This is a genomic window from Ferruginibacter sp. (assembly GCF_031391665.1).
Taxonomy (GTDB): domain Bacteria; phylum Bacteroidota; class Bacteroidia; order Chitinophagales; family Chitinophagaceae; genus Ferruginibacter.
The window spans coordinates 15244-35717 of sequence record NZ_JANMUN010000099.1; the positions used below are offsets into that span (position 1 = coordinate 15244).

General features: G+C 37.4%; 15 protein-coding genes. All 15 read right to left on the reverse strand.

Translation table 11 applies throughout. The features are described from left to right. Positions 1 to 266: 266 nt before the first annotated feature. Complete coding sequence (locus ACY651_RS07820) at positions 267 to 1475, reverse strand: glycoside hydrolase family 88 protein (protein ID WP_462251400.1); 1209 nt, start codon at positions 1473 to 1475, stop codon at positions 267 to 269. A 13-nt stretch (positions 1476 to 1488) separates the two neighbouring features. Then, positions 1489 to 2787, reverse strand: a complete 1299-nt coding sequence (locus ACY651_RS07825) for an MFS transporter (protein WP_462251402.1) — start codon at positions 2785 to 2787, stop codon at positions 1489 to 1491. Positions 2788 to 2848: 61 nt separating this feature from the next. Then, on the reverse strand, positions 2849 to 3880 hold the full coding sequence (locus tag ACY651_RS07830; protein ID WP_462251404.1) for a sugar kinase: 1032 nt from the start codon (positions 3878 to 3880) through the stop codon (positions 2849 to 2851). A gap of 21 nt (positions 3881 to 3901) precedes the next feature. Then, positions 3902 to 4732 carry a 5-dehydro-4-deoxy-D-glucuronate isomerase gene (gene kduI / locus ACY651_RS07835; protein WP_462251406.1) on the reverse strand — a complete coding sequence of 277 codons (831 nt, stop codon included), beginning with the start codon at positions 4730 to 4732 and terminating at the stop codon, positions 3902 to 3904. 91 nt (positions 4733 to 4823) lie between these two features. Next, positions 4824 to 6020 (reverse strand): alginate lyase family protein, encoded by a 1197-nt coding sequence (locus tag ACY651_RS07840; protein WP_462251408.1) that lies wholly within the window; start codon positions 6018 to 6020, stop codon positions 4824 to 4826. A gap of 38 nt (positions 6021 to 6058) precedes the next feature. Further along, a complete protein-coding gene (locus ACY651_RS07845; RefSeq protein WP_462251410.1) occupies positions 6059 to 7402 on the reverse strand; it encodes a sulfatase-like hydrolase/transferase in 1344 nt (447 codons plus the stop codon). 55 nt (positions 7403 to 7457) lie between these two features. Then, complete coding sequence (locus ACY651_RS07850; protein WP_462251412.1) at positions 7458 to 8927, reverse strand: polysaccharide lyase 6 family protein; 1470 nt, start codon at positions 8925 to 8927, stop codon at positions 7458 to 7460. A gap of 29 nt (positions 8928 to 8956) precedes the next feature. Then, entirely contained in the window at positions 8957 to 10570 is a 1614-nt protein-coding gene (locus tag ACY651_RS07855; protein WP_462251415.1) for a sulfatase family protein, read from the reverse strand. Between the two features lie 24 nt (positions 10571 to 10594). Beyond that, positions 10595 to 12346 (reverse strand): arylsulfatase, encoded by a 1752-nt coding sequence (locus ACY651_RS07860; RefSeq protein ID WP_462251417.1) that lies wholly within the window; start codon positions 12344 to 12346, stop codon positions 10595 to 10597. A 23-nt stretch (positions 12347 to 12369) separates the two neighbouring features. Further along, complete coding sequence (locus ACY651_RS07865) at positions 12370 to 13524, reverse strand: formylglycine-generating enzyme family protein (protein ID WP_462251419.1); 1155 nt, start codon at positions 13522 to 13524, stop codon at positions 12370 to 12372. Positions 13525 to 13536: 12 nt separating this feature from the next. Then, complete coding sequence (locus tag ACY651_RS07870) at positions 13537 to 15141, reverse strand: sulfatase (protein WP_462251421.1); 1605 nt, start codon at positions 15139 to 15141, stop codon at positions 13537 to 13539. 2 nt (positions 15142 to 15143) lie between these two features. Beyond that, entirely contained in the window at positions 15144 to 16745 is a 1602-nt protein-coding gene (locus tag ACY651_RS07875) for a sulfatase (protein WP_462251423.1), read from the reverse strand. Positions 16746 to 16815: 70 nt separating this feature from the next. Further along, the gene (locus ACY651_RS07880) at positions 16816 to 17988 is read right to left on the reverse strand and encodes an alginate lyase family protein (RefSeq protein ID WP_462251425.1); all 1173 of its coding nucleotides are present in this window, start codon (positions 17986 to 17988) and stop codon (positions 16816 to 16818) included. Continuing rightward, positions 17988 to 18872, reverse strand: a complete 885-nt coding sequence (locus ACY651_RS07885) for an alpha/beta hydrolase fold domain-containing protein (protein WP_462251427.1) — start codon at positions 18870 to 18872, stop codon at positions 17988 to 17990. Before ACY651_RS07885 ends, ACY651_RS07880 begins: the two co-directional genes overlap by 1 nt. 2 nt (positions 18873 to 18874) lie before the next feature. Further along, entirely contained in the window at positions 18875 to 20467 is a 1593-nt protein-coding gene (locus ACY651_RS07890; RefSeq protein WP_462251429.1) for a RagB/SusD family nutrient uptake outer membrane protein, read from the reverse strand. Positions 20468 to 20474 lie beyond the last annotated feature (7 nt).

The window sequence follows — 20474 nt, forward strand, 5'->3', positions numbered from 1 at the left end:
TAATTTCTTCGGCCTGCGATTTGAATTTATGTTTAAGAATAATGAGCTTTAATTTTTTCTACAGCTTTCAAACAAACATCAATAGAAAGCTGTGCACATTTTAAAGGGTCGTCTTGCTCCAAATCAATAAATTTTAGCTGGTCATCTAAATCATTTAAGAGTTTTGCAAAAGCTTCAAGCCTATTTTATTTGTAAAACAATATTGAAATCTAAACTTGTAGAAAGAAATTCTACAAGAGGGCAACGTATCAGTAAATAAATTGAGGTTATTGATATTTTTTCATTCTTAACAACGCTTCTATAAAATAATAATCAGCATAAATGATGGGAACCTCAACATCTTTATTGGATGGTTTATTTCCTGTGGAAAACAGAAGAAATGCATGATTTTTCTCCTTGCTTAAATATTTGTCTGTTGCCAGTTCAGTGAGCATATCTTTTGCAGCGATTAAATATTTTTTGGCTGATAAGCTGTCTGTACATAAAGTAGAAAGCTCTATCAAAGCAGAAGCTGTGATTGCAGCAGCAGATGCATCACGGGGTGCATAGGGAATTGTGGGGTCATCAAAATCCCAATAGGGAATTTTATCTTTTGGTAATCTTTTAAGATAAATTTCAACTGCGTTAATAGCAGTTTGTAAAAATTCTTTGTTCTTTGTTTCTCTATAAGCCATTGTAAAACCATAAATAGCCCAAGCCTGGCCTCTTGCCCACATACTGTTATCTGCATAGCCCTGGTGAGTTACTCCTTTTATTACCTGCCCTGTAGCAGTATCATACACCAATACATGATACGTACTGAAGTCAGGACGAAAATGATTCTTCATGGTTGTTTCGGCGTGTTTTACAGCAATGTCATACAAATTTTTGCTCCCACCATTTTTGGCAGCCCAGAATAATAATTCCAGGTTCATCATGTTATCAATAATGGTATTGTGCGGCCAGCCTTTTTCTTTTACCCTTGATGGCCAAGATAAAATTGTACCCACATTCGGATTAAACAATTTTGCCAATGAATCGGCTGCTCTTAATAAAACCTTTTTGTAAGCCGGGTTGCCTGTTAACCTGTATCCATTTCCATAGCTGCAATAAAACTGGAAACCCAGGTCATGATTAGCAACGATTGTATCAATAACGCCAACTAATTTTTCTGTAGATTTTTCCGCTGCCTTTTTCCAATATTCATCTTTAGTGCTTTCATATAAATACCATTCAATACCCGGCCAGAAGCCGCTACGCCAGTTATAAATATTATTTTTTGTCCATGCTGTTTTGCCGCTATCAATCACAACCGGCATATTGTTATCTGTATCATCACTATTGGCAGTGGCCTTAGCCTGTGCGGCACAATAAGCAAGTAAATCATCATTTGTCATTTTCTTATTTACATTGCTGTTGCATGCAAAAAGTATTACGGGTATAGCGATTAACATGACCTTTTGCAAACTCAATAAAATATAAACTTGTTTGTACATTTTGATTAATTTATCAGTAGTCAATCTTTTTTAATTTCGGTACCAGGAAATGCATGATTGCCCAAGCCAGCAAATAAGCCAACCCACAAATGATAAACATAATAAAGTAACCCGTCTCTTTATCACCAATGGATTTATAATAATCAAACAATTTTCCTGCTCCTCTTGCAATTAAAATTCCCCCGACTGCGCCAAACATACCGCCAATGCCAGTAACGGAAGCCGTTGCACTTTTGGGAAACATATCACTAACTGTTGTAAATATATTGGAGCTCCATGCCTGGTGCATACCCATGGCACAACCAATCATAATAACGGCTAACCACATATTGATGCTACCAAGATATTGAGCAAATACAACTGGCAAAATAGCTAAAGCAAAAAGCAGCATTGAAGTTTTACGGGCACGGAATACCGGCCACCCTTTTTTAATAAACCACATCGGTAACCATCCACCAAATACACTTCCAATAGTTGATAATGTATAAGCCAATGCCAAAGGCAATGATTTTGCAGTACCTAATAAACCATATTGCTTTTCCAAGAAATCAGGTAACCAGAAAAGATAAAACCACCATACAGGGTCGGTTAAAAATTTACCGACTGCAAATGCCCAGGTTTGTTTATAGGTTAATAATTTGCTCCAGGCTATTTTTTTAGTAACCCCTTCAGCATCTTTTTCATCCTCAGGGTCGCTGTGTATATATTCAAATTCTGCTTGTGATAATTTTTTATGCTTTTTAGGCACTTCATATAAAACAAACCAGAAAATCAGCCATATAAACCCTACTAAGCCGGTTATGATAAATGCCCATTTCCAACCCCATACTTCTGCAATGGCAGGTACCGTAAGTGGAGCTATGATTGCACCAATATTAGCACCTGAATTAAAAATGCCAGTTGCAAATGCTCTTTCCTTTTTGGGAAACCATTCAGCAACTGTTTTGATTGCAGCCGGGAAATTACCGGATTCAGTAAATCCTAAAGCTCCACGGGCAACCATAAAACCCATAGTGCTTGTAACGAAACCATGTGCAATAGCAGCAAGGCTCCACATTGCAGTTGCCAATGCATACCCGATTTTTGAACCCAACTTATCAATTAACTGGCCGGCACCTAAAAAACCAATAGCATAACATATTTGAAATGCAATTACAATATTTGCATAGTCAGTTTCTGTCCAGTTAAACTCTTTTGTTAAAGGAGATTTTAAAATGGCGATAACGGCTCTGTCGAGGTAATTGATGGTGGTTGCAAAGAATACCATTGCACAAATCGTCCACCTGTATTTTCCTATGGCTTGCTGGGTCATGTTTATTTTTTATTAATTGAACAATTATAAAATGCAATAATTCATTCTATCATTTATATGCCTATAAGAATACTTGCTTGTTTTTCGCTAATATATTCTGAATTTTTTCAACACTGTTTTTTGTAGCATCCCCTTTCTCCTGCAATTTTCCGAAAGCAGCAGCAGCAGCAAAACCGATAATGTCTGTTGAGGCATGCTGATTTAAAATACCATAAATCAACCCCGCCATAAAACAATCACCGCTGCCTACTTTGTCTATTACACTTGCTGTTTGAAAGATGGGTGAAACAGTTTGTTGATTTACCGTATCCAATACTGCATAATACCTGATGTTATTTTCATTGCCATCAAAACGAAAAGTATTGGCTACCCATTTGCATTGAGGGAATTTTTGAAAAATGTATTTGGCTGTTTGATTAGCTGTTGACAGATAGTTCTCCTGCGTTCCCTGATCATGAATGTTTGCATCAACAGGAATGCCCAGTAAAGAATTTGCTGACCAAACATTTCCCATCACCACATTACAATACTGAACCAATTCAGGCATTACTTCAATAGGTTGCTTACCGTATTTCCATAACAACGAACGGTGATTTAAATCTACAGAGATAGTAATATTTTTTCGGGCTGCGGCTTGCAGTGCTTCTTTGCAAAGTGCCGCAGCAGATTCACTTACCGCCGGGGCAATAGCACTAAAATGAAACCAGGAAACATTTTCAAGAATCGCATCCCAATCAACAATCCCTGTGGCCAGGGTTGAAAAAGAAGAATACTTTCTATCAAACACATTTTCTGCACTTTTCATATCGGCACCTTCCTTTAAATAATATAAGCCGATGCGTTCGCCGGAATAAATGATGGGAGAAGTATCAATATTTTTTTGTTGCAGATAATCCGTGATATCTTTTGAAATAATATTATCAGGAAGAGCCGTACAATATTTTACCGGCACACCCCATGTTGCCAGTGCTGTTGCCACATTCAATTCGGCACCACCTACAAAAACAGGCATTGTGTTATTGCGAAGCCACTCACCTGCATTAGCCGGTGGCAATCTTAAAAGCAACTCCCCAAAACACAATACTTTTTTCATAGAGTTTATCGTAATACTTTTTTATTTTAAAGAAGCAATTGGCTGAGGGTCCATGTCAGTAAATTCTTTATTCTCACCCGCCATGCCCCATATAAATCCATAACTGGCAGTGCCTACACCAAAGTGCATACTCCATGGTGCGGAGATGACTACTTCGTTATTTGCAATTACCAGATGTCTTGTTTCCTGTGGTTCACCCATAAAATGCATTACTCTTTGTGCAACATCTACATCAAAATAAAAGTAGGCTTCCATTCTCCTGGTATGCGTATGTGGCGGGACCGAATTCCAAACACTGCCTGCTTCCAATGTAGTTAAACCCATTACCAACTGGCAACTTTGTATGCCATCGTTGTGAATGTATTTGTAAATGGTTCTTTTGTTTGATGTAGAAACATCACCAAGATTTACCGGGGCAGCTTCTGCTTTCGTCATCATTTTATTTGGATAAGTGTGATGTGCAAGAACTGACAATATATAAAAATGAGCAGGCGTATCTGCTTCATTGCTGCTGAAGCTTACTTCCATTGTGCCTTTTCCCAAGTATACACATTCCAGTTTATCAATTTCATAAGCAACACCATCTGCACTAACTTTTCCTTTACCGCCAACATTGATGATACCCATTTCTCTTCTTTCCAAAAAGAAATTTGCTTTTAATTCATCTTCATTGGGTAAACTAATTGCTTCACTAGTTGGTACAGCACCTCCGATTATTAAACGGTCGTAATGAGAATATACTAGCTCAATTTTACCGGGCTGCATTAAATTTTGTACCAGAAAATTTTCACGCAGTTGTTGCGTATTCATCTGGCTGGTTTCTTCGGGGCTATTCTGAAATCTGATTTGCATTTTTATTATTTTTAAGTTGTTATTTTTTAATTACCTGGCTTCACTTCTGTCAGCGTCCATATCAGCAGTTTTGGTTTATTTAATTTATCTTTTACAATAAGTTTATAAGCATCTGTTCATAGCCATTTGCACTTTTCCTAATAATTTCTTTACAAGACGTACAATTGTATTTTGTAGAAGCTTTCCAAAGCAACTGATACGAATTTGACATAGTGAATGGTTTAATCTGCTTCCATGTCCATTCTTTAGCTCCGGTTAAATAAGGGAACAGTGCTTCATAACCTTTCTCTAATGATTTACCTGACTTTGTTTTTGCTGTCCAGAAATTAGTACTTGTATTTTCTGATAACTGGGCAATGATCGTAAAAGCATCTAAAATAAAAGCAGTGTAATGCAATGATGTTGTCCTTTCCAGTTCCAACGGAAAATATCCTTTATCATCCATTTGAGCATCTAACCTATCAGTTGCTCTTTTTACAATTTTATCTGCCAGTTCTTTATCGCCTGTAAAATTTGCTAATGCTAAAGCAGTAGCATCATACCACACACCATGATTATTTTTTGCCTCTCTTTCATCAATACCAATTTTGCTGGTTTCCATCCAGGTCAAAAATGCTGCCATCCATTTTCTCAGTTTCTTTTGTTTGCCTTCTTTAAAGTTTTCTGAATTCTTTAATAGCTCCACTCCATCCAAAAGAAAAATGAAATGCCTTACTTCAATAAGCCCTTCTGCTCTGCCATCAGTAACGCCTTTAATGGCTTGTCCAAATTTTAAATTTGGATTCATGGCGGTAGCAGAATCCAGGAACCATACTTTTATTAATTTACCGGCATGCTTTGCATACTTTTCATCACCGGAAAAATAATATGCTAACGAAAGCACATAAACATTTTCGCAGAGCTTTGGCATGTTCTCTTTATCAGAAAAATTTTTTACTTCGGGATTTACTTCACCGTCTTTTCTGATATAAGGCACGCCACCGGGTTTAGAAGGATCGGGCCACCAATATGGGCCGATGCTCATATAATCATGCTTATCACCACTGGGTGGCACATCCGTTTTATCCATTACACTCACTGCTTTAAACTTCAAAGCTCTCTCTGCATCTTTTATCAATTGCTCGTATGCCGGCATTACAGTAGCATCTTTATTATTAATCTTCTCTTTGTTTGTTGCAAGAATATTAAAATCCAGCTTCACCATATCCGATTTGGATAAGTCTGCTTTTTGTGCATTTGTCAAAATTGCCAGCGACCATAAGAAAGTAACTAATCCTGTTTTTTTCATTCGTTCTATTTTATTTATATTATTTTTTTAATGAAAGATTACTCATCATTATCCGTTTTCTTTTTCTTCCCTTCCTTCTCTTTCTTTTGTTTTTCTACATTACTGCCGTGTCTGCCACTGCCATCTGCATCATCTAAAATTCCACCGGCAGGGTTTAATTTATCCATTGCAATCTTTAATCTTTTATATGCTGCAGTAGCTTCAGCATTGTTGCTATAGTTTGCCATCAGCTTTTCTTCAAACGGAGCATTGCTCATATCAAACAATTCATTTTCTCTGGTTAATTTCCATTTGGCATCTCTTACATACCATTTATTTCCCAACTCCATAAAAATCCATTCTCTTGGATTGCTGCTCTTACTCAATAGCTGTGGTAAAAAACTCTTCCCATCAATTACTTTATTAGCAGGCAATGGAGCACCGGCTAATTCTGCAAATGTTGGCAATATGTCGCTGGCATCAATTAAGTTGTTATTAATATTACCTGCCGCTATTTTACCCGGCCAGTTTGCAATGGTTGGTACAAGGCTGCCACATTCCAGCATAGAACCTTTTTTACCTGATAATTGTTTGCCTCCAATGGTTCCTCTTTCAGCATATTTGCTGGCAGTGCCATTATCTCCCATAAAAACTATTAATGTATTCTCTCTTAATTTCAAACTATCCAAAGCATGCAACAATTTGCCTACTAACTTATCCATGTAAGCGGTATTGTCAGCATAAATATCGCTGCCTGCTTTAGTATCCGGTGTAGGTTGAATATCAGCATGCACATGCACCATTGCATAATGAATGTAAAAAGGTTTGTTTTTATTTTTAGCAATAAAATTTACCAGGTGATTATGCATAAGGTCGGGCATGTAAACATTCTTTTCCAATGGTTTTTCAGCATCATTAATAAAGTAGGTGGATGTTTTCTTATTCTCTTTACTCCAATACACCCCACTTCCCCTGAAGGTTACATAATCATCAAATCCAAAATCTTTTGGTGTTAAAGAAAACTGGCTCCACTTGCCAATCATAGATGTAGTATAGCCAACTGCTTTTAAAACACCCGGCGTAAGCACTTCATTCTCTGGCTTAATACGTCCTACCATATCCTGGTTTACACCGCCTGTACGAAAGGCATAACGGCCGGTAAGAATCATCACTCTTGATGGACCGCACAATGGTGCTGTATAAGAATGTTTGAATAACATTCCTTCTTTAGCCATCTTATCAATAATGGGTGTTTTATTATTATCAGCACCATAAGCACTTATATCGCCAATGCCCAAGTCATCTGCCAATATGTAAATGATATTGGGTTTTGTTTTATTGTTTTGTGCAGATGTAAACAAAACAGTACATACAAAAAACGAAGTGGTGAAATACTTAATCATTTTCATATTAATCCCTGATTTTAGATTTATAAATATTTTACTTTCCTGTTAAAAATTAATTTTTTATCCAGCTTACCCCCACATCTTTTTTTTTGAGCTTCCACTTTGGATTAAACCGGGTGATTTCTTTTTCTGTCAGTTTAATTTTATGAACAGCCAATCGTTGATTGATAGAATCAATAACATCTTTATCAACCGGGTGATTAACATAACTGAAACCAGATTTCATTATAATTCCTTTTTGCTTAACCAGTACGAAACCTTTTTCAGTTGTACTGCCGTTTGTATAAACATTGTTTTTTAATGTATAAGTTGAAGCGGCATCTTCAATAACAAACGGTGCATTATTTTTACCAACTGTATTGATAATGGTATTACCCACCAGCATTACATTTTTTGGCGCAATAAACGGTTTGCCTTTGCTGGCATTACCTACAGCAATTTTTATTGCAGGACCAACTGAATTCACCACAGTATTGTATGCCACAATTGCATTATCCGCCGGGTAATATTCATTAAGTGCTGAGCCTTCCAAACCTGACATTATTGTAATCGGTGATTTCAATCCTTTATCACCACCTTCCAGGTTTTCTACATAATTATTAAAAAAAGTATTGTTTGGATTGATAACCCTAAGGCCGGCACTTTCATTTCTGCCCGACTTTCCGTTGATGTAATTGCCATATACAAAACATTGCTGCCCGTGACGGATTACCATGCCGCCATCATTTGCATAAAAGGTATTGAAGCGGTAAATATTATTCCAGCTTTTGTTGCTGATAATTTCTGCTTCCAGTCGTTCCTCTTCCAGGTAATTGTATTCAATAATATTAAAGCCATGTGTGAATGAGGATGTGCTGGTGCCTATCCGCATTTGCTCACCGCCATTTTCTGAAAAAGTTCTGTACCCAAAATAATTATGATGAATATGATGATAAGCAGATGGTGCCACATCACTGCCAGGAACATACCCTTTATCCATTTTGTACTCCACCACCAGCACAGGACCTTTATTGATTTTGCCTTTAAAATAACAATGGTCCACTTCATTATAAGTACCCAGCAGATTGATATAATAATTGGTTTTACCGCTTTGTTCGGTGAGTGTATAATTTATAACTGCACAATTAGTAACCCGGCAATGATTTGCTTCCTTTTTTGATTTGAATGTGATTACATGCTCATCATGACCCAAAGTACAATTGCCTTCAAATAAAAATCCTTCCACCCGCAGATAATTGCCGCCAATTAAAATTTGAGAACTTCCGGATAAAGAAACTTTACCTGCTGTTTGAGCCTTAAGGATGATTGGTTTTAAAGCAGTGCCATTTGCAAGAGGTGAAAAATCAATTTTTACATCAGTATATTTTCCGTTCTTCCAAATAATAACATCACCTGCTTTTACCTTGGTTAAAGCATCATTCAACTGCTTTATATCAGCCACTATTAATTGTGCCGCTCTCAGCGGAATATTGAAAGCGGTTATAGCTAATATCAACCCCAATAATAATGATACTTTTTTCATCAACTTTAAATCTTCTTTATGCTCATTTATTAATCCGCCGAAGTTTTCCAATGCAGTGTGTCGCCTTTAAATCTTGTTAATGCTTTCCATTCTGTTTCTATTCCTTTATCGCCCTGTTGTGTCATCCATTTTTGCAACTCTGCAAACAAGCTGGCTTTTATTTTTTGAAGTGAAGGTTCATTTGCAAGATTCTTCAGTTCATACTTATCTTTTCTAATATTGTATAATTCAAACTCAGGTCTTGTTCTGTACAATACAGCATGTGCATGTTGCTCAGGGTTGCTTTTTGATTTTTCGAGCCAGCCTTCATACAGTTTATTTCCCTCTCTGGAAGCAGAACAATAAAATGGTTCGCTATAATTCAGGTTCCAGATTAATTTGTAATCTTTGTTTTGAACAGAGCGTACCGGGTAATTTTCTGAACCATTTTTTATACCACGGGTAGTGTGTACACCATAAACATAAGTTCGTACTTCGGTATTTGTCCCTTTGAGTGTTGCATAAAAACTTTTTCCATCCAACCGCATTGTTTTCGCTTTATCACCTCTTAAAGTTTCTGGATTACCACCAGCGGCCTGGTAAAGTGTTGGCACCACATCAATATATTGTGCCAGTATTCCTGTACGGGTTGAAGGTTTAATTACCTTCGGCCAGCGAACAATAAAAGCAGCTTTCAATCCCATATTGTAACAGGTCCATTTGCCAAATGGTAATGAAGTGCCATGCTCACTGGCGAAGAGGAACATGGTATTATCCTTGTTTCTTTTATCAACCATATTCATGCAATAACCAACCAAACTATCAGCATAGGTTATCTCTGCATAATATTTCACCAGGCTTTCCCTTGTTTGTTTAGTATCTACCATATATGGAGCAACAGTTAATTTCTCTGCATCATATTGGTTTGGATTGCCTCTTGTCCAAGGGCCATGCGGTTGATTGGTTGCTACAATTAATAAATAAGGTTTGCTTTTATCTTTATTAATCCATTTCTCAGCATCAGAAAGTGTGATATCAATTCCCTCGCCATTATCACTGTTTCTGCCACCGAGGTATTCAAAAGGGAAATTGGCCATTGGTGCATAGTGTTGTTTGCCAATCAGCGCCACTCTGTAACCAATACTTTTAAAATGCTGTACTACACTTACGATATTATCATACACCTGTGCATGATTGGGATAACTGCCATTTCTTACAGGATAAATTCCGGTATATAAACTTTGCCTTGTGGGTCCGCACATAGCAGTTGCATTGTTCATATTGTCAAAACACATTCCTTCTTTTGCCAACTTAGCCAAATTGGGTGTCTTCACATCCGGGTTGCCATAAGGCTCACAATCAACAGAAGTCATATCATCTGCTATGAAAAAAAGTATATCTGGTTTTTTAACTGCTTCATTTTTATTTGTCTGAAAATTATTTTTTCCTCTCTTTTGTGCTTGAACATTTACATGTGCATTTTTAATATCTCCATAAAAAGATGATTCATTTTCATTCAAGATATTGTTCTCCATACCGAACTGGCTGGCATAATATCCTGGCGAAAAATGCTTTACCATTTTTGATTTTTCAGGTAAAAATGAAGAGGTGATTGCAATGCCTGCAAGAGCAAGAATAAACATCCAAACAAAATTTCTTTTCATACTTCGTTCTTATTTATAAGTTTTTTATTTAGGTGCTGCCCATGGCCATGGTTTTGCCTTTGTCCTCAATGCTTCTTTCTCCCACAATGCTGATAGCTCTTTTAGTTTCTCCGGATATGTTGCTGCCAGATTTTTTGTTTCAGTTGGGTCGTTATCCATATCATACAGTTCCCAAGCATTTTCATCTGCTGCTGTAAATACTTTATTCTTCTGTGCTCTTGAAACTAATTTCCACTTACCAACACGAATTGCCCTGTTGCCTTCATGCTCCCAAAAAATATATTCTCTCTTGATTGATTTATTGTTAAACGCTGGCAACAAACTTTTTCCTTCGTATGGTTGAATTTCATTGCCATTGAATTGTTTTGGATAATTGATTCCTGCAATGGCAATACAAGTCGCCATAATATCTATCAAATGGCCGGGCTGTGTACGCAGTTGACCTTTTGCTTTTATTCCGTTTGGCCAATGAACAATAAGTGGTGTTGCAATTCCACCTTCATGAGCCCAATGCTTATATAACCTGTATGGTGTATTACTTACATTCGCCCATTCTTCACCGTAAGCAACCCAACTACTGTCAGGACCCGCCATCACTCCTTTACCACTTCTGATAAATTTTCCATTACGGGTATAAGCAGGTTGTCTTCCAACAAAAACAGAATCGGCTGCATAATCCTTACCCATTTTTTGTTCTGCTGTTGGTGGTATTTCTTTTTGATTGGAATTCAAAGGCTCTGCACAACCACCGTTATCATGCATGTAAAAAATAATGGTGTTATCCAATTCGCCATTTTTTTCCAGTGCGGTAATGATTCTGCCAATACCACGGTCCATCACATCAATCATAGCTGCATACACTTCCATGCGACGCACCTGCCACTCCTTCATTGGTTCATCTTTCCATTCAGGAATATCAATACCTCTTTCTGTTAATACTGCTTTGTTGCTGATAATACCGAGCTTTTTTAATTTTTCAAACCGCTCTTGTCTTGTGGCATCCCAGCCTTTATCATACATGCCTTGGTATTTTTGAACTTCCTTTTCCGGTGCATGCAAAGGCCAGTGTGCACCGGTATAAGCAACATAAAAGAAGAATGGTTTTTCTTTCGGGTTTTCATTTATGAATTTTACAGCCGTGTCACTTATTGCATCGGTATAATAAAAAATTTTTGCAGGAGCAATAAAGGTATTGTTACTCATCAACGTACCGGGGTCGTAAAAACTTCCTGAACCATTCAGTGTTCCGAAAAAACGTTGAAAGCCACGTTGCATGGGCCAGTTCGATTTATCTCCATTCTTCGACATGCTTTTTGCAATATGCCATTTGCCTGACATGTACGTTGCATAACCTGCCTGCTGAAAAACTTCGGCCATGGTTACTGCATTCTTGCTTACATCATCTGTATATCCGGGTTCTTTAAAATTTTCTGTAGATAAATGTCCCATGCCTGCCTGGTGCGGATACAAACCGGTTAATAATGATGCACGGGTAGGACTGCAACGGGCTGTGTTATAGAAATGCGTAAAGCTTAATCCATTCGCAGCAAGTTTGTCAATATTGGGTGTGCTGATTTCTGAACCAAAACATCCGATATCGGAATAACCCATGTCATCAGTAAGGATAACTATTACGTTTGGCCTTTTTGCTTTTTGGTTTTGTGCATTAGCTAAAGACGGAATTAAAATTACACAAATCAACAGAGGAAATACCCCAAGCATAGTGGAGACGTAACCTTCTTCAACTGATTTATTTTTATTACGCTTTATATTCACAACTACAAATAGTTTTTATACATTCATTTATCTGCCACACACCTGAACCCCAAATGTTCCATTCCTGAATCTGCTGATGTTTTCATTCTGGCTGCTACCCGGTAACCACTGCAATAAGATTCGTTACATAAAAATGAACCGCCTCTCATTACTCTTTTAGGCACCCATGATTCGTCGGGGTCATAGCTTGTTGCCGGCCCTTTTGGATTATCAGCCATATTGATTTTCTCAAACTCTGAATAATAATCATGATGATACAGGTCTGCTGTCCATTCCCACACATTGCCGGCCATATCATATAATCCATACCCATTCTGTGCAAAAGATTTCACCGGAGCGGCTCCGGTAAAACCATCTTTATTATCGTTTCTATATGGAAAGGTTCCCTGCCAGTAATTGCATTTTGCTTTACCTGAATCAACATTTACATTGCCCCAGGTGTAAATATTATTTACCATCCCACCTCTTGCTGCAAATTCCCATTCCGCTTCAGTTGGCAAACGTTTGCCTGCCCATTTGCAATATGCCATAGCATCATCCCAACTGATATGAACAACGGGATGTTTTTCTTTACCAACTAAGTCGCTGCCCTTACCTTTTGGATGTTTCCAGTTGGCGCCATGTTTCCATTCCCACCACTGACTGTAATCCTGAAGATTTACTTCGCTGTTGGTTTGAACAAAAACAAGACAAGCCGCTTTAAGCATACTATCAGTCGGTTTGGGTGTTCCTTCCGGCAATTGTTTTTTTACATCTTCCCAGTTCACATCTTTTTCTGCAGTGGTAATATACCCGGTGGCATTTACAAATGCCGCAAATTGTTCATTGGTAACTTCTGTTACATCCATATAAAAGCCATTCACTTTTACAGTATGCTTCGGGTATTCGTCTCTGCGGCCCTGTTCATTATCGGCACCCATTGCAAATGTTCCGCCTTCAATCCAAACCATGCCTTCATGTTTAGAAGGAGCAGTATTGATTAATTGCAAACCAGATGTCGAATTAGTTTTTTTAGTATTGGTAAACCTGTTTGGAATTTTTGAAATACAACAGGATTTGGATTCGCAAGCATCAGTATCTTTTACTTTTGTTGTTGATTGAGCAGTTGTTTTTTGAGCATTGGCAGATATACCGATGTTAACCAATAAAACCACTAACCAATTTTTTATACTACTCATTTTAATTATCTCTTATTTCAACTGTGATTTAAAAAATGCCAGCATTTTGGCATGCATTGCAGCCGTAACAGTTTTATATTTTTTATCATTCACTACATTCACTTTTTCTAATGGGTCTTTTTTATAATCATACAATTCAGTTCCGATAATTAAACTTTTATCAAATGGCTTATTGCTTCTGAAGCCATTGCCCATCCAGATAGTATAGCGGTATTGTTTGGTACGGATAGAATAGCCCATTGCATTGGGGTCTGCATAACCCAATCTTTCATTTTCTGCAGTTGCACTGCTTCTTGGATATTGACTTACAGAAAATTCTTTTACAGATGCAGCCGGATTTTTCATGATGGGTACCAAACTTTTTCCATCTAAAACTTCAGGAATGCTTACACCTGCCAAATCACATAAGGTGGGGAAAATATCAATATGCTCTGATTGAGCATTTGTTTTGGATGGAGCAATTCCGGGAGCAGCAATAATTAATGGAGCCAGGGTTGCCTGTTCAAAATTTGTATGCTTGCACCATAAATTGTGGTCGCCCAAATGCCAGCCATGGTCGCCCCATAAAACGATGATGGTGTTTTTAGTTAGGCCCAATGAATCCAATGTGTTTAACAACTTTCCAACTTGTGCATCCATAAAAGAAATGGCTGCATAATAACCATGTATCAATTCTTTCTGTTTATCTACTGGCAATGTTATACCATAAGGTTTCTGGTCGGTAAAAGAAGTTAATGGAGGAATATCTGTATAACCCCTCATTTCGCCAGCATTGTGATAAGCTATATCAACAGCATTTTTAGATTTATCCTGGAACGCTGCCAAAGGCATATCTTCTCTCTTGTACAAATCCCAATATTTTTTTGGGGCAACAAAAGGCAGATGTGGTTTTGAAATACCAACTGCAAAAAAGAAAGTTTGGTTCTTTTGTTTGAGCTGACCTAAAATATCAATTGCCTGCAAAGTATTTGCACCATCGGTATAAGCATAATCAGGTACATCGGCACTTTCAACAGCAGGTTTAATTTTTGTTTGTACATATTCATTCGCCTCTGCTTTTGTTTTACCATTATCTAATGCTTCTTTTATATATTTTTCCGCCAGTGCTTTAGTTTCAGGCAACTGGTACCTGCCTTCGGCCGGTTCTCCATATGCTCCATAATACTTGTTATCTGTTTTATAATAGGGAACACTCCAGGAAGGTTTATCCAAATCTTTATCAACACAACGTTGGTCATATACTTTTCCAATGCCCTGTGTGGTGTAACCTTGTGTAATAAGGTGTTGGGGTAAACTTAAAATATCTGGATTAATATCTCTCATTCTCGTTTTTAAATCCCACACTTTTGTATAATCGGGTCTTTTACCCGTCATTAAACTTGCACGGGTTGGGCCACACACTGCCTGCTGCACATAGTTACGCATAAACACCGTACCCATTTTTGCCAACCGGTCAATATTGGGTGTTTTGATTTGAGAATTGCCATAACAACCCAAGATGGGTTTTAAATCGTCTATTGCCAGAAACAGAATGTTGGGTTTGTTTTTTTGCTGGGCACCTGCTGTTAACTGACAAAACATCACCAATACAACAACTATTGCGGTAATTTTCTTCATACTTATTTCTTTTCCTGTGATTTAAAAAATGCAACCATTTTGTTATACATTTCTTTAGAAGCAGTTGTGTATTTTTTATCATTTACCACATTAACTTTCTCTAATGGGTCATTGACATAATCATACATTTCGGTTGCATAAATTTTATCAGCGCTATAAGGCTGGTCACTGGTAAAGCTTCTCATCCAAATGGTATACCGGTATTTATCAGTACGCATGCTGTAGCCCATTATTTTATTGTCATCGTATCCTTTTTTCTTCACTTCTTCTTTTTGAAGCTTTCTCGGGTATTGGCTAACAGAAAACTCTTTAACTGAAGCCTTTTTATTCTGCATTACCGGTTTTAAACTTTTACCCTGTAACTGCTCAGGAACAGGCACAGCTGCTAAATCGCAGATAGTTGGAAAAATGTCAAGGTGTTCTGTTTGTGATGTTGTAGTACCAGGTTTTATCCCTGGTGCAGCAATAATTAAAGGAGAACGTGTGGCCTGTTCAAAGTTGGTATGCTTTTCCCACAAGTCATGATCGCCTAAATGCCAACCATGATCACCCCACAAAACAATAATGGTATTATCCAATGTTCCTAAAGATTCCAGCGTATTTAAAAGTATTCCAACCTGGGCATCCATATAAGAAATGGCTGCATAATAACCATGTATTAATTCTTTTTGTTTCTCGGTTTTTAATCCAATGCGTAAATCTTCTCCGGGCAAAGTTGCAAACTCGGGAATATCTGTATAATTTCTTAATTCACCAGATTTGTGATACGCAATATTCACTGCATTTTTTGAATGCTCCTGAAATTTTTCCAATGTCATATCTTCTCTTTTATATAAATCCCAGTATTTTTTGGGGGCAACAAAAGGAAGATGAGGTTTATGAAAACCTACAGCCATAAAAAATGGTTTACCAGCTTTAGTTAATGCAGTAAGTTGTTGCTTTGCTTTTAAAGCATATACGCCATCGTTATAAGCATTATCTGGCACATCTATACATTCTGATGATGGCCCTTTTTTGCTAACCGGAGCTTCGTCATCGCCATCATCATTCTTATCTTTTCCCTTACCTTTTTCTTTTGGTGGAAACAATGCTTTTGTTTCAGCTTTTTGATATTGTGAATTTGCAGGAAAACCAAATCCATTTGCAAAATCAGTTTCTTTTAATTCTAAATAGGGAATACTCCATGATACCGGGTCTACTTTTTTTATTGCACTGCTTGGGTGAAAAATTTTACCAATGCCTGAAGTTGTGTACCCTTGTGTGATTAAATATTGTGGCAGTGTAAGTATATCCGGATTCATGTCCCTCATTTGGGTTTTTAAATCCCAAACTTTGGTTACATCTGGCCGCATACCGGTCATCAGGCTGGCACGGGTTGGTCCGCAAACAGCTTGCTGGCAATAGTTGTTCATAAACACCGTTCCCATTTTTGCAAGCCGGTCGATGTTGGGTGTTTTAACCAGCGTATTACCATAACAACCAGCAATTGGTTTATAATCATCAACTGCTATAAACAAAACATTTGGTTTAGTTGATTTTTGCGCAACCACATTTGCTGATGCTATCAACAAAAAAATACTCAGCAGCCAGGATATTCTTTTCATTTGTTTCAATTTTTTCTAGTCAATTAGACGATATGTATTTATAAAATTGTTTAATTTTTACTTTTTTATTTTAGTCTTCCAGCCAAATCAATGGGTTTCTAACCGGCAGATTTCTTATCACTTCTTCAGTTGCCGGATAATGCTCCATCTTTTTCCAGGTATTCAACCATTTTTCATTTTTATACTTATAATATCCAAATAGTAAAAATGGCTGAGCAACCGGCCAATCATTCCAATACATCACATCAGGGTTGTAAGTCCATGTTTTCTTTTTTGCTACAAACGGATACAAAAAATCAATGGCCAGCTTCAGACTCCTGTTATCGGCTAAGGAAAAATCCCAAAGGTTATCTTTTGAATTATTTAACACATGACAAATAGTACTCATAGCGTCCAGATTAAATAATGAATAACCATAAGGTTTTGTCCGCTTAATTTCCAATGGAAAGCTACCATCTTTATTCATCTGGTTGGGTAATAATATTGTTTTAAACCGGTTTCTGCAATCATCTAATATTTGCTGATTATTTACCAGTTTTGCAAAAACGGCTACCTGCATTACCCAACAGGTGGCATGATTATTTTTTGCATCCCTTTCTTCTATACCATAAGGGTGTGTTGTAACCCATTTTAAATAATCAGCAAACCAGTTTTTGATTTTTTGTAAATCATTTTGGTTAATCAGTTTTGCTTTTTCCATTACTCTTACTCCCTGTGCCACTTCCATCATTTGAATCATATCAATTATACCAACACCCCTGCCGGTTACTTTCCCTTTTATAGCCTGTGCATACAGTAAGGAGGGATTCATAAATGTTGCCGTATCAATAAACCATGCTTTCAAATGAGTCATTGCATGCTTTACATACTTCTCCTCCTTTGTAATGATGTATGCTGAAGTCAAAGAACCCATCACCTGGCTGAAACGTATCATTGCTTTACGGTGTGCCGTAAAGTTTTCAGGATTAGTTAATCCATCTTTTTGAATATAGGGTCCGTTCAGGTCAGCAGGATTGGGCCACCAATAATCGCCTTCAGAAAAAAAATCATGCACTCCACCGGCCGACCTTTCACATTGTGATGCTGTAACCGTAACTGGCTGTTGCAACAATGCCCATTCAGCCTGCTTAAGAATTTCTTTTTTAAGAACTTTTTTTATTTTGCCTGACAACGGAATATCTGCGTATGCTAATTGAAAGCATAAAATAAATAATACTGAGATAAAATAATATTTCTTTGTCATCACCATTTTAACTCAGCAATAAATTTCATTATCGCTTTATTGATTTCACTGTTCTTTTCTTTATCAAACTTTCCATGCAAGCCTCCCTGCACAGTTATAAATTCTGTTTTAACACCAGCGGCTAATAATTTTTTGTGTAAGTCAACAGATTGCTGATAAGGAACTGTTGGGTCAGCATCGCCATGCACAATAAAAATGGGCGGACTATTTTTTGTTATATAATTTATTGGAGAAACTGATCTTGCAAAAGTTGAATCTTTTGCTTTTTCGCCCAGCCAATTGGTTGCCGATTTACTGGTAATATTTTTGCCATACCCCCAATCCCATACATCGGTGATGCCATACTTATCAATGATAGCGGCCACTTTGATATTTCCAATTTCCGGGCAGTTTGTGTCAAAACGATAATCGTTTCCAAGCAATCCGCCCATTAAAGCCAGATGGCCCCCGGCACTGCCACCCATTATTACAATTTTATTGATATCGATGTTAAGCGCTGCTGCATTCTTTATTAAATATATTAAAGCACATCTTGTGTCTTCTATGGCAGCAGGAGCAGTTGCCTGGCCGGTAAGGCGGTACTCCATATTGGCCACAGCAAAACCTGCTTTAAAGAAAGTATTAAACCCTCCCTGCGATTCTTTTACTCCGTGGTTCCATCCTCCTCCATGTATATTAATTAATACAGGAGTTGGTTTGTTTTTTTTGGGGGGAAGGTAAAGATCCACTTTACCTTCCCATCCGTTAACTTTTGTATACACCACATTTAATTGTGCAGTAAAGCCTTCAGGATATTCTACCGGTTTATAAGTTGTATCTGCACTTGTTTGTGCCAACAAACAAACAGGTAAAAGAAAAAACAATATGGTTAAATATTTTTTCAAACTTAATAACCCGGGTTTTGTGGTATAACTATTTTGGTATTATTATCTATTTCACGTTGCGGAATAGGTAATAACAGTTTATCATTAGTAATATACCCCTGAATGGTTGGTAATGTAGGTGCCGGGCTTGGGTACCTGCTATAATGGCTTGTAAACATAAAAGCATAATGAGATTTCAATCTTGCTACAGCATTCTCACTTAACAGTGGTAAGGTTGTATTGAATCGGAGCAAATCAAACCAACGCACATTCTCAAAAGCAAATTCCAATCTTCTTTCCTTTGATAAAGAATCTGCAAAACGCTGGTCGGTAGGAACTGTTAAGGCTGTTAATGGTGTAGCCCCTAATCCAGCACGTGCCCTGGTTTGATTTATTAATGCCAGGCTTGCAGGAGTATTACCCTGTGCTTCTGCCAACATTAATACAACATCTGCAAATCTTAAAACAATCCAGTCGTTTTCAGCATCGTCAATCAGGGTTACCGGAGTAATATGTTTTTTAGCATACAGCCTTCTGTTATTACCAGTTGACCAAATTCCCAGATTTACTGGTTTACGGGCATCGGCTGCAGTATAAGCTGCTTCCAGTTCTATTGTGCCGGTATTAAAACCATCGCCATCACCATTAACAACTGCAGTGCCGCTTAATTCTGGAGCAAATGTATTGGGCCATGGAGAGCCTAAGCCTATTCCACCTGCTTTATACCGTACAGCAAATATTATTTCTCTGTTCATTTCATTGCTGATAGAAAAAATATCAGCATAGGGAGTTAAACCTGAGGTTAATAAACCATAACCACTATTAGTAATAACATCATTTAATAAAGGGATAGCATCTGTTTTTCTGTTGAGTGTAAGATAAACTTTGGCCAGTAAAGTTTTTGCTGCCCAGGCATTTGCCTTACCTAAATTTGCGCCGGAATTGGCTGCAGCAAATGCAGTGTAATTTAATGACACACCGTTTGCAGAAGCATATAGCAAATCGGCAATTATTAATTTGTAGATATCATCAACCGAAGACCTGTTTACATTAACAGCTTCAAGTGCCTGTGCACCTGAGAAGGGTTCATGAATTAAGAATACGCCACCATAAAGCCTTACTAAATTAAAATAATGATTGGCTCTTAAAAATGCAGCCTGTGCAGATAATTCTTTAAGTTCGGCATCAGTAATGGCAACACCAGTTGTTCCCCTGGTAAGTGTACCATTTGTTTCATTATAATTTATTTCTAAAGCATTTAATACAAGATTGATATTACGGATATTGGCATAGTTAGTAGTCCAATAAGTATATACTGAAGCCAGTGAGGTACTGGGAACAAATAAATCCAGATCACTTTTTTCACGGTTAGGAACGGAAGTGCTACCAGGATTACCCATTATGGCATTATCACTTCTTAACTCTGTCATTTGCCATTCTTCCAGCAATGTTGGTCTCAGGCCTGCATAACAACCATTTAATGCAATCTGAATATCACCAGCAGTTTTATAATAATTATCAATTGCAACATTATTAAGTGGATACCTGTCAATATTTTTTTTGCAGGAAGCTAAAACAAGCAGGCTTGCAAAAAGAATTATTATTAAATTTTTCATTCTAAAT

Bases quoted from the DNA above. Each gene is read 5' to 3' on its own strand.
- ACY651_RS07830 (WP_462251404.1), bottom strand. From the start codon at position 3,880: ATGAAAAAAGTATTGTGTTTTGGGGAGTTGCTTTTAAGATTGCCACCG.
- ACY651_RS07850 (WP_462251412.1), bottom strand. From the start codon at position 8,927: ATGAAAAAAGTATCATTATTATTGGGGTTGATATTAGCTATAACCGCT.
- ACY651_RS07840 (WP_462251408.1), bottom strand. From the start codon at position 6,020: ATGAAAAAAACAGGATTAGTTACTTTCTTATGGTCGCTGGCAATTTTG.
- ACY651_RS07875 (WP_462251423.1), bottom strand. From the start codon at position 16,745: ATGAAAAGAATATCCTGGCTGCTGAGTATTTTTTTGTTGATAGCATCA.
- ACY651_RS07880 (WP_462251425.1), bottom strand. From the start codon at position 17,988: ATGACAAAGAAATATTATTTTATCTCAGTATTATTTATTTTATGCTTT.
- kduI (WP_462251406.1), bottom strand. From the start codon at position 4,732: ATGCAAATCAGATTTCAGAATAGCCCCGAAGAAACCAGCCAGATGAAT.
- ACY651_RS07890 (WP_462251429.1), bottom strand. From the start codon at position 20,467: ATGAAAAATTTAATAATAATTCTTTTTGCAAGCCTGCTTGTTTTAGCT.
- ACY651_RS07845 (WP_462251410.1), bottom strand. From the start codon at position 7,402: ATGATTAAGTATTTCACCACTTCGTTTTTTGTATGTACTGTTTTGTTT.
- ACY651_RS07870 (WP_462251421.1), bottom strand. From the start codon at position 15,141: ATGAAGAAAATTACCGCAATAGTTGTTGTATTGGTGATGTTTTGTCAG.
- ACY651_RS07865 (WP_462251419.1), bottom strand. From the start codon at position 13,524: ATGAGTAGTATAAAAAATTGGTTAGTGGTTTTATTGGTTAACATCGGT.
- ACY651_RS07820 (WP_462251400.1), bottom strand. From the start codon at position 1,475: ATGTACAAACAAGTTTATATTTTATTGAGTTTGCAAAAGGTCATGTTA.
- ACY651_RS07855 (WP_462251415.1), bottom strand. From the start codon at position 10,570: ATGAAAAGAAATTTTGTTTGGATGTTTATTCTTGCTCTTGCAGGCATT.
- ACY651_RS07825 (WP_462251402.1), bottom strand. From the start codon at position 2,787: ATGACCCAGCAAGCCATAGGAAAATACAGGTGGACGATTTGTGCAATG.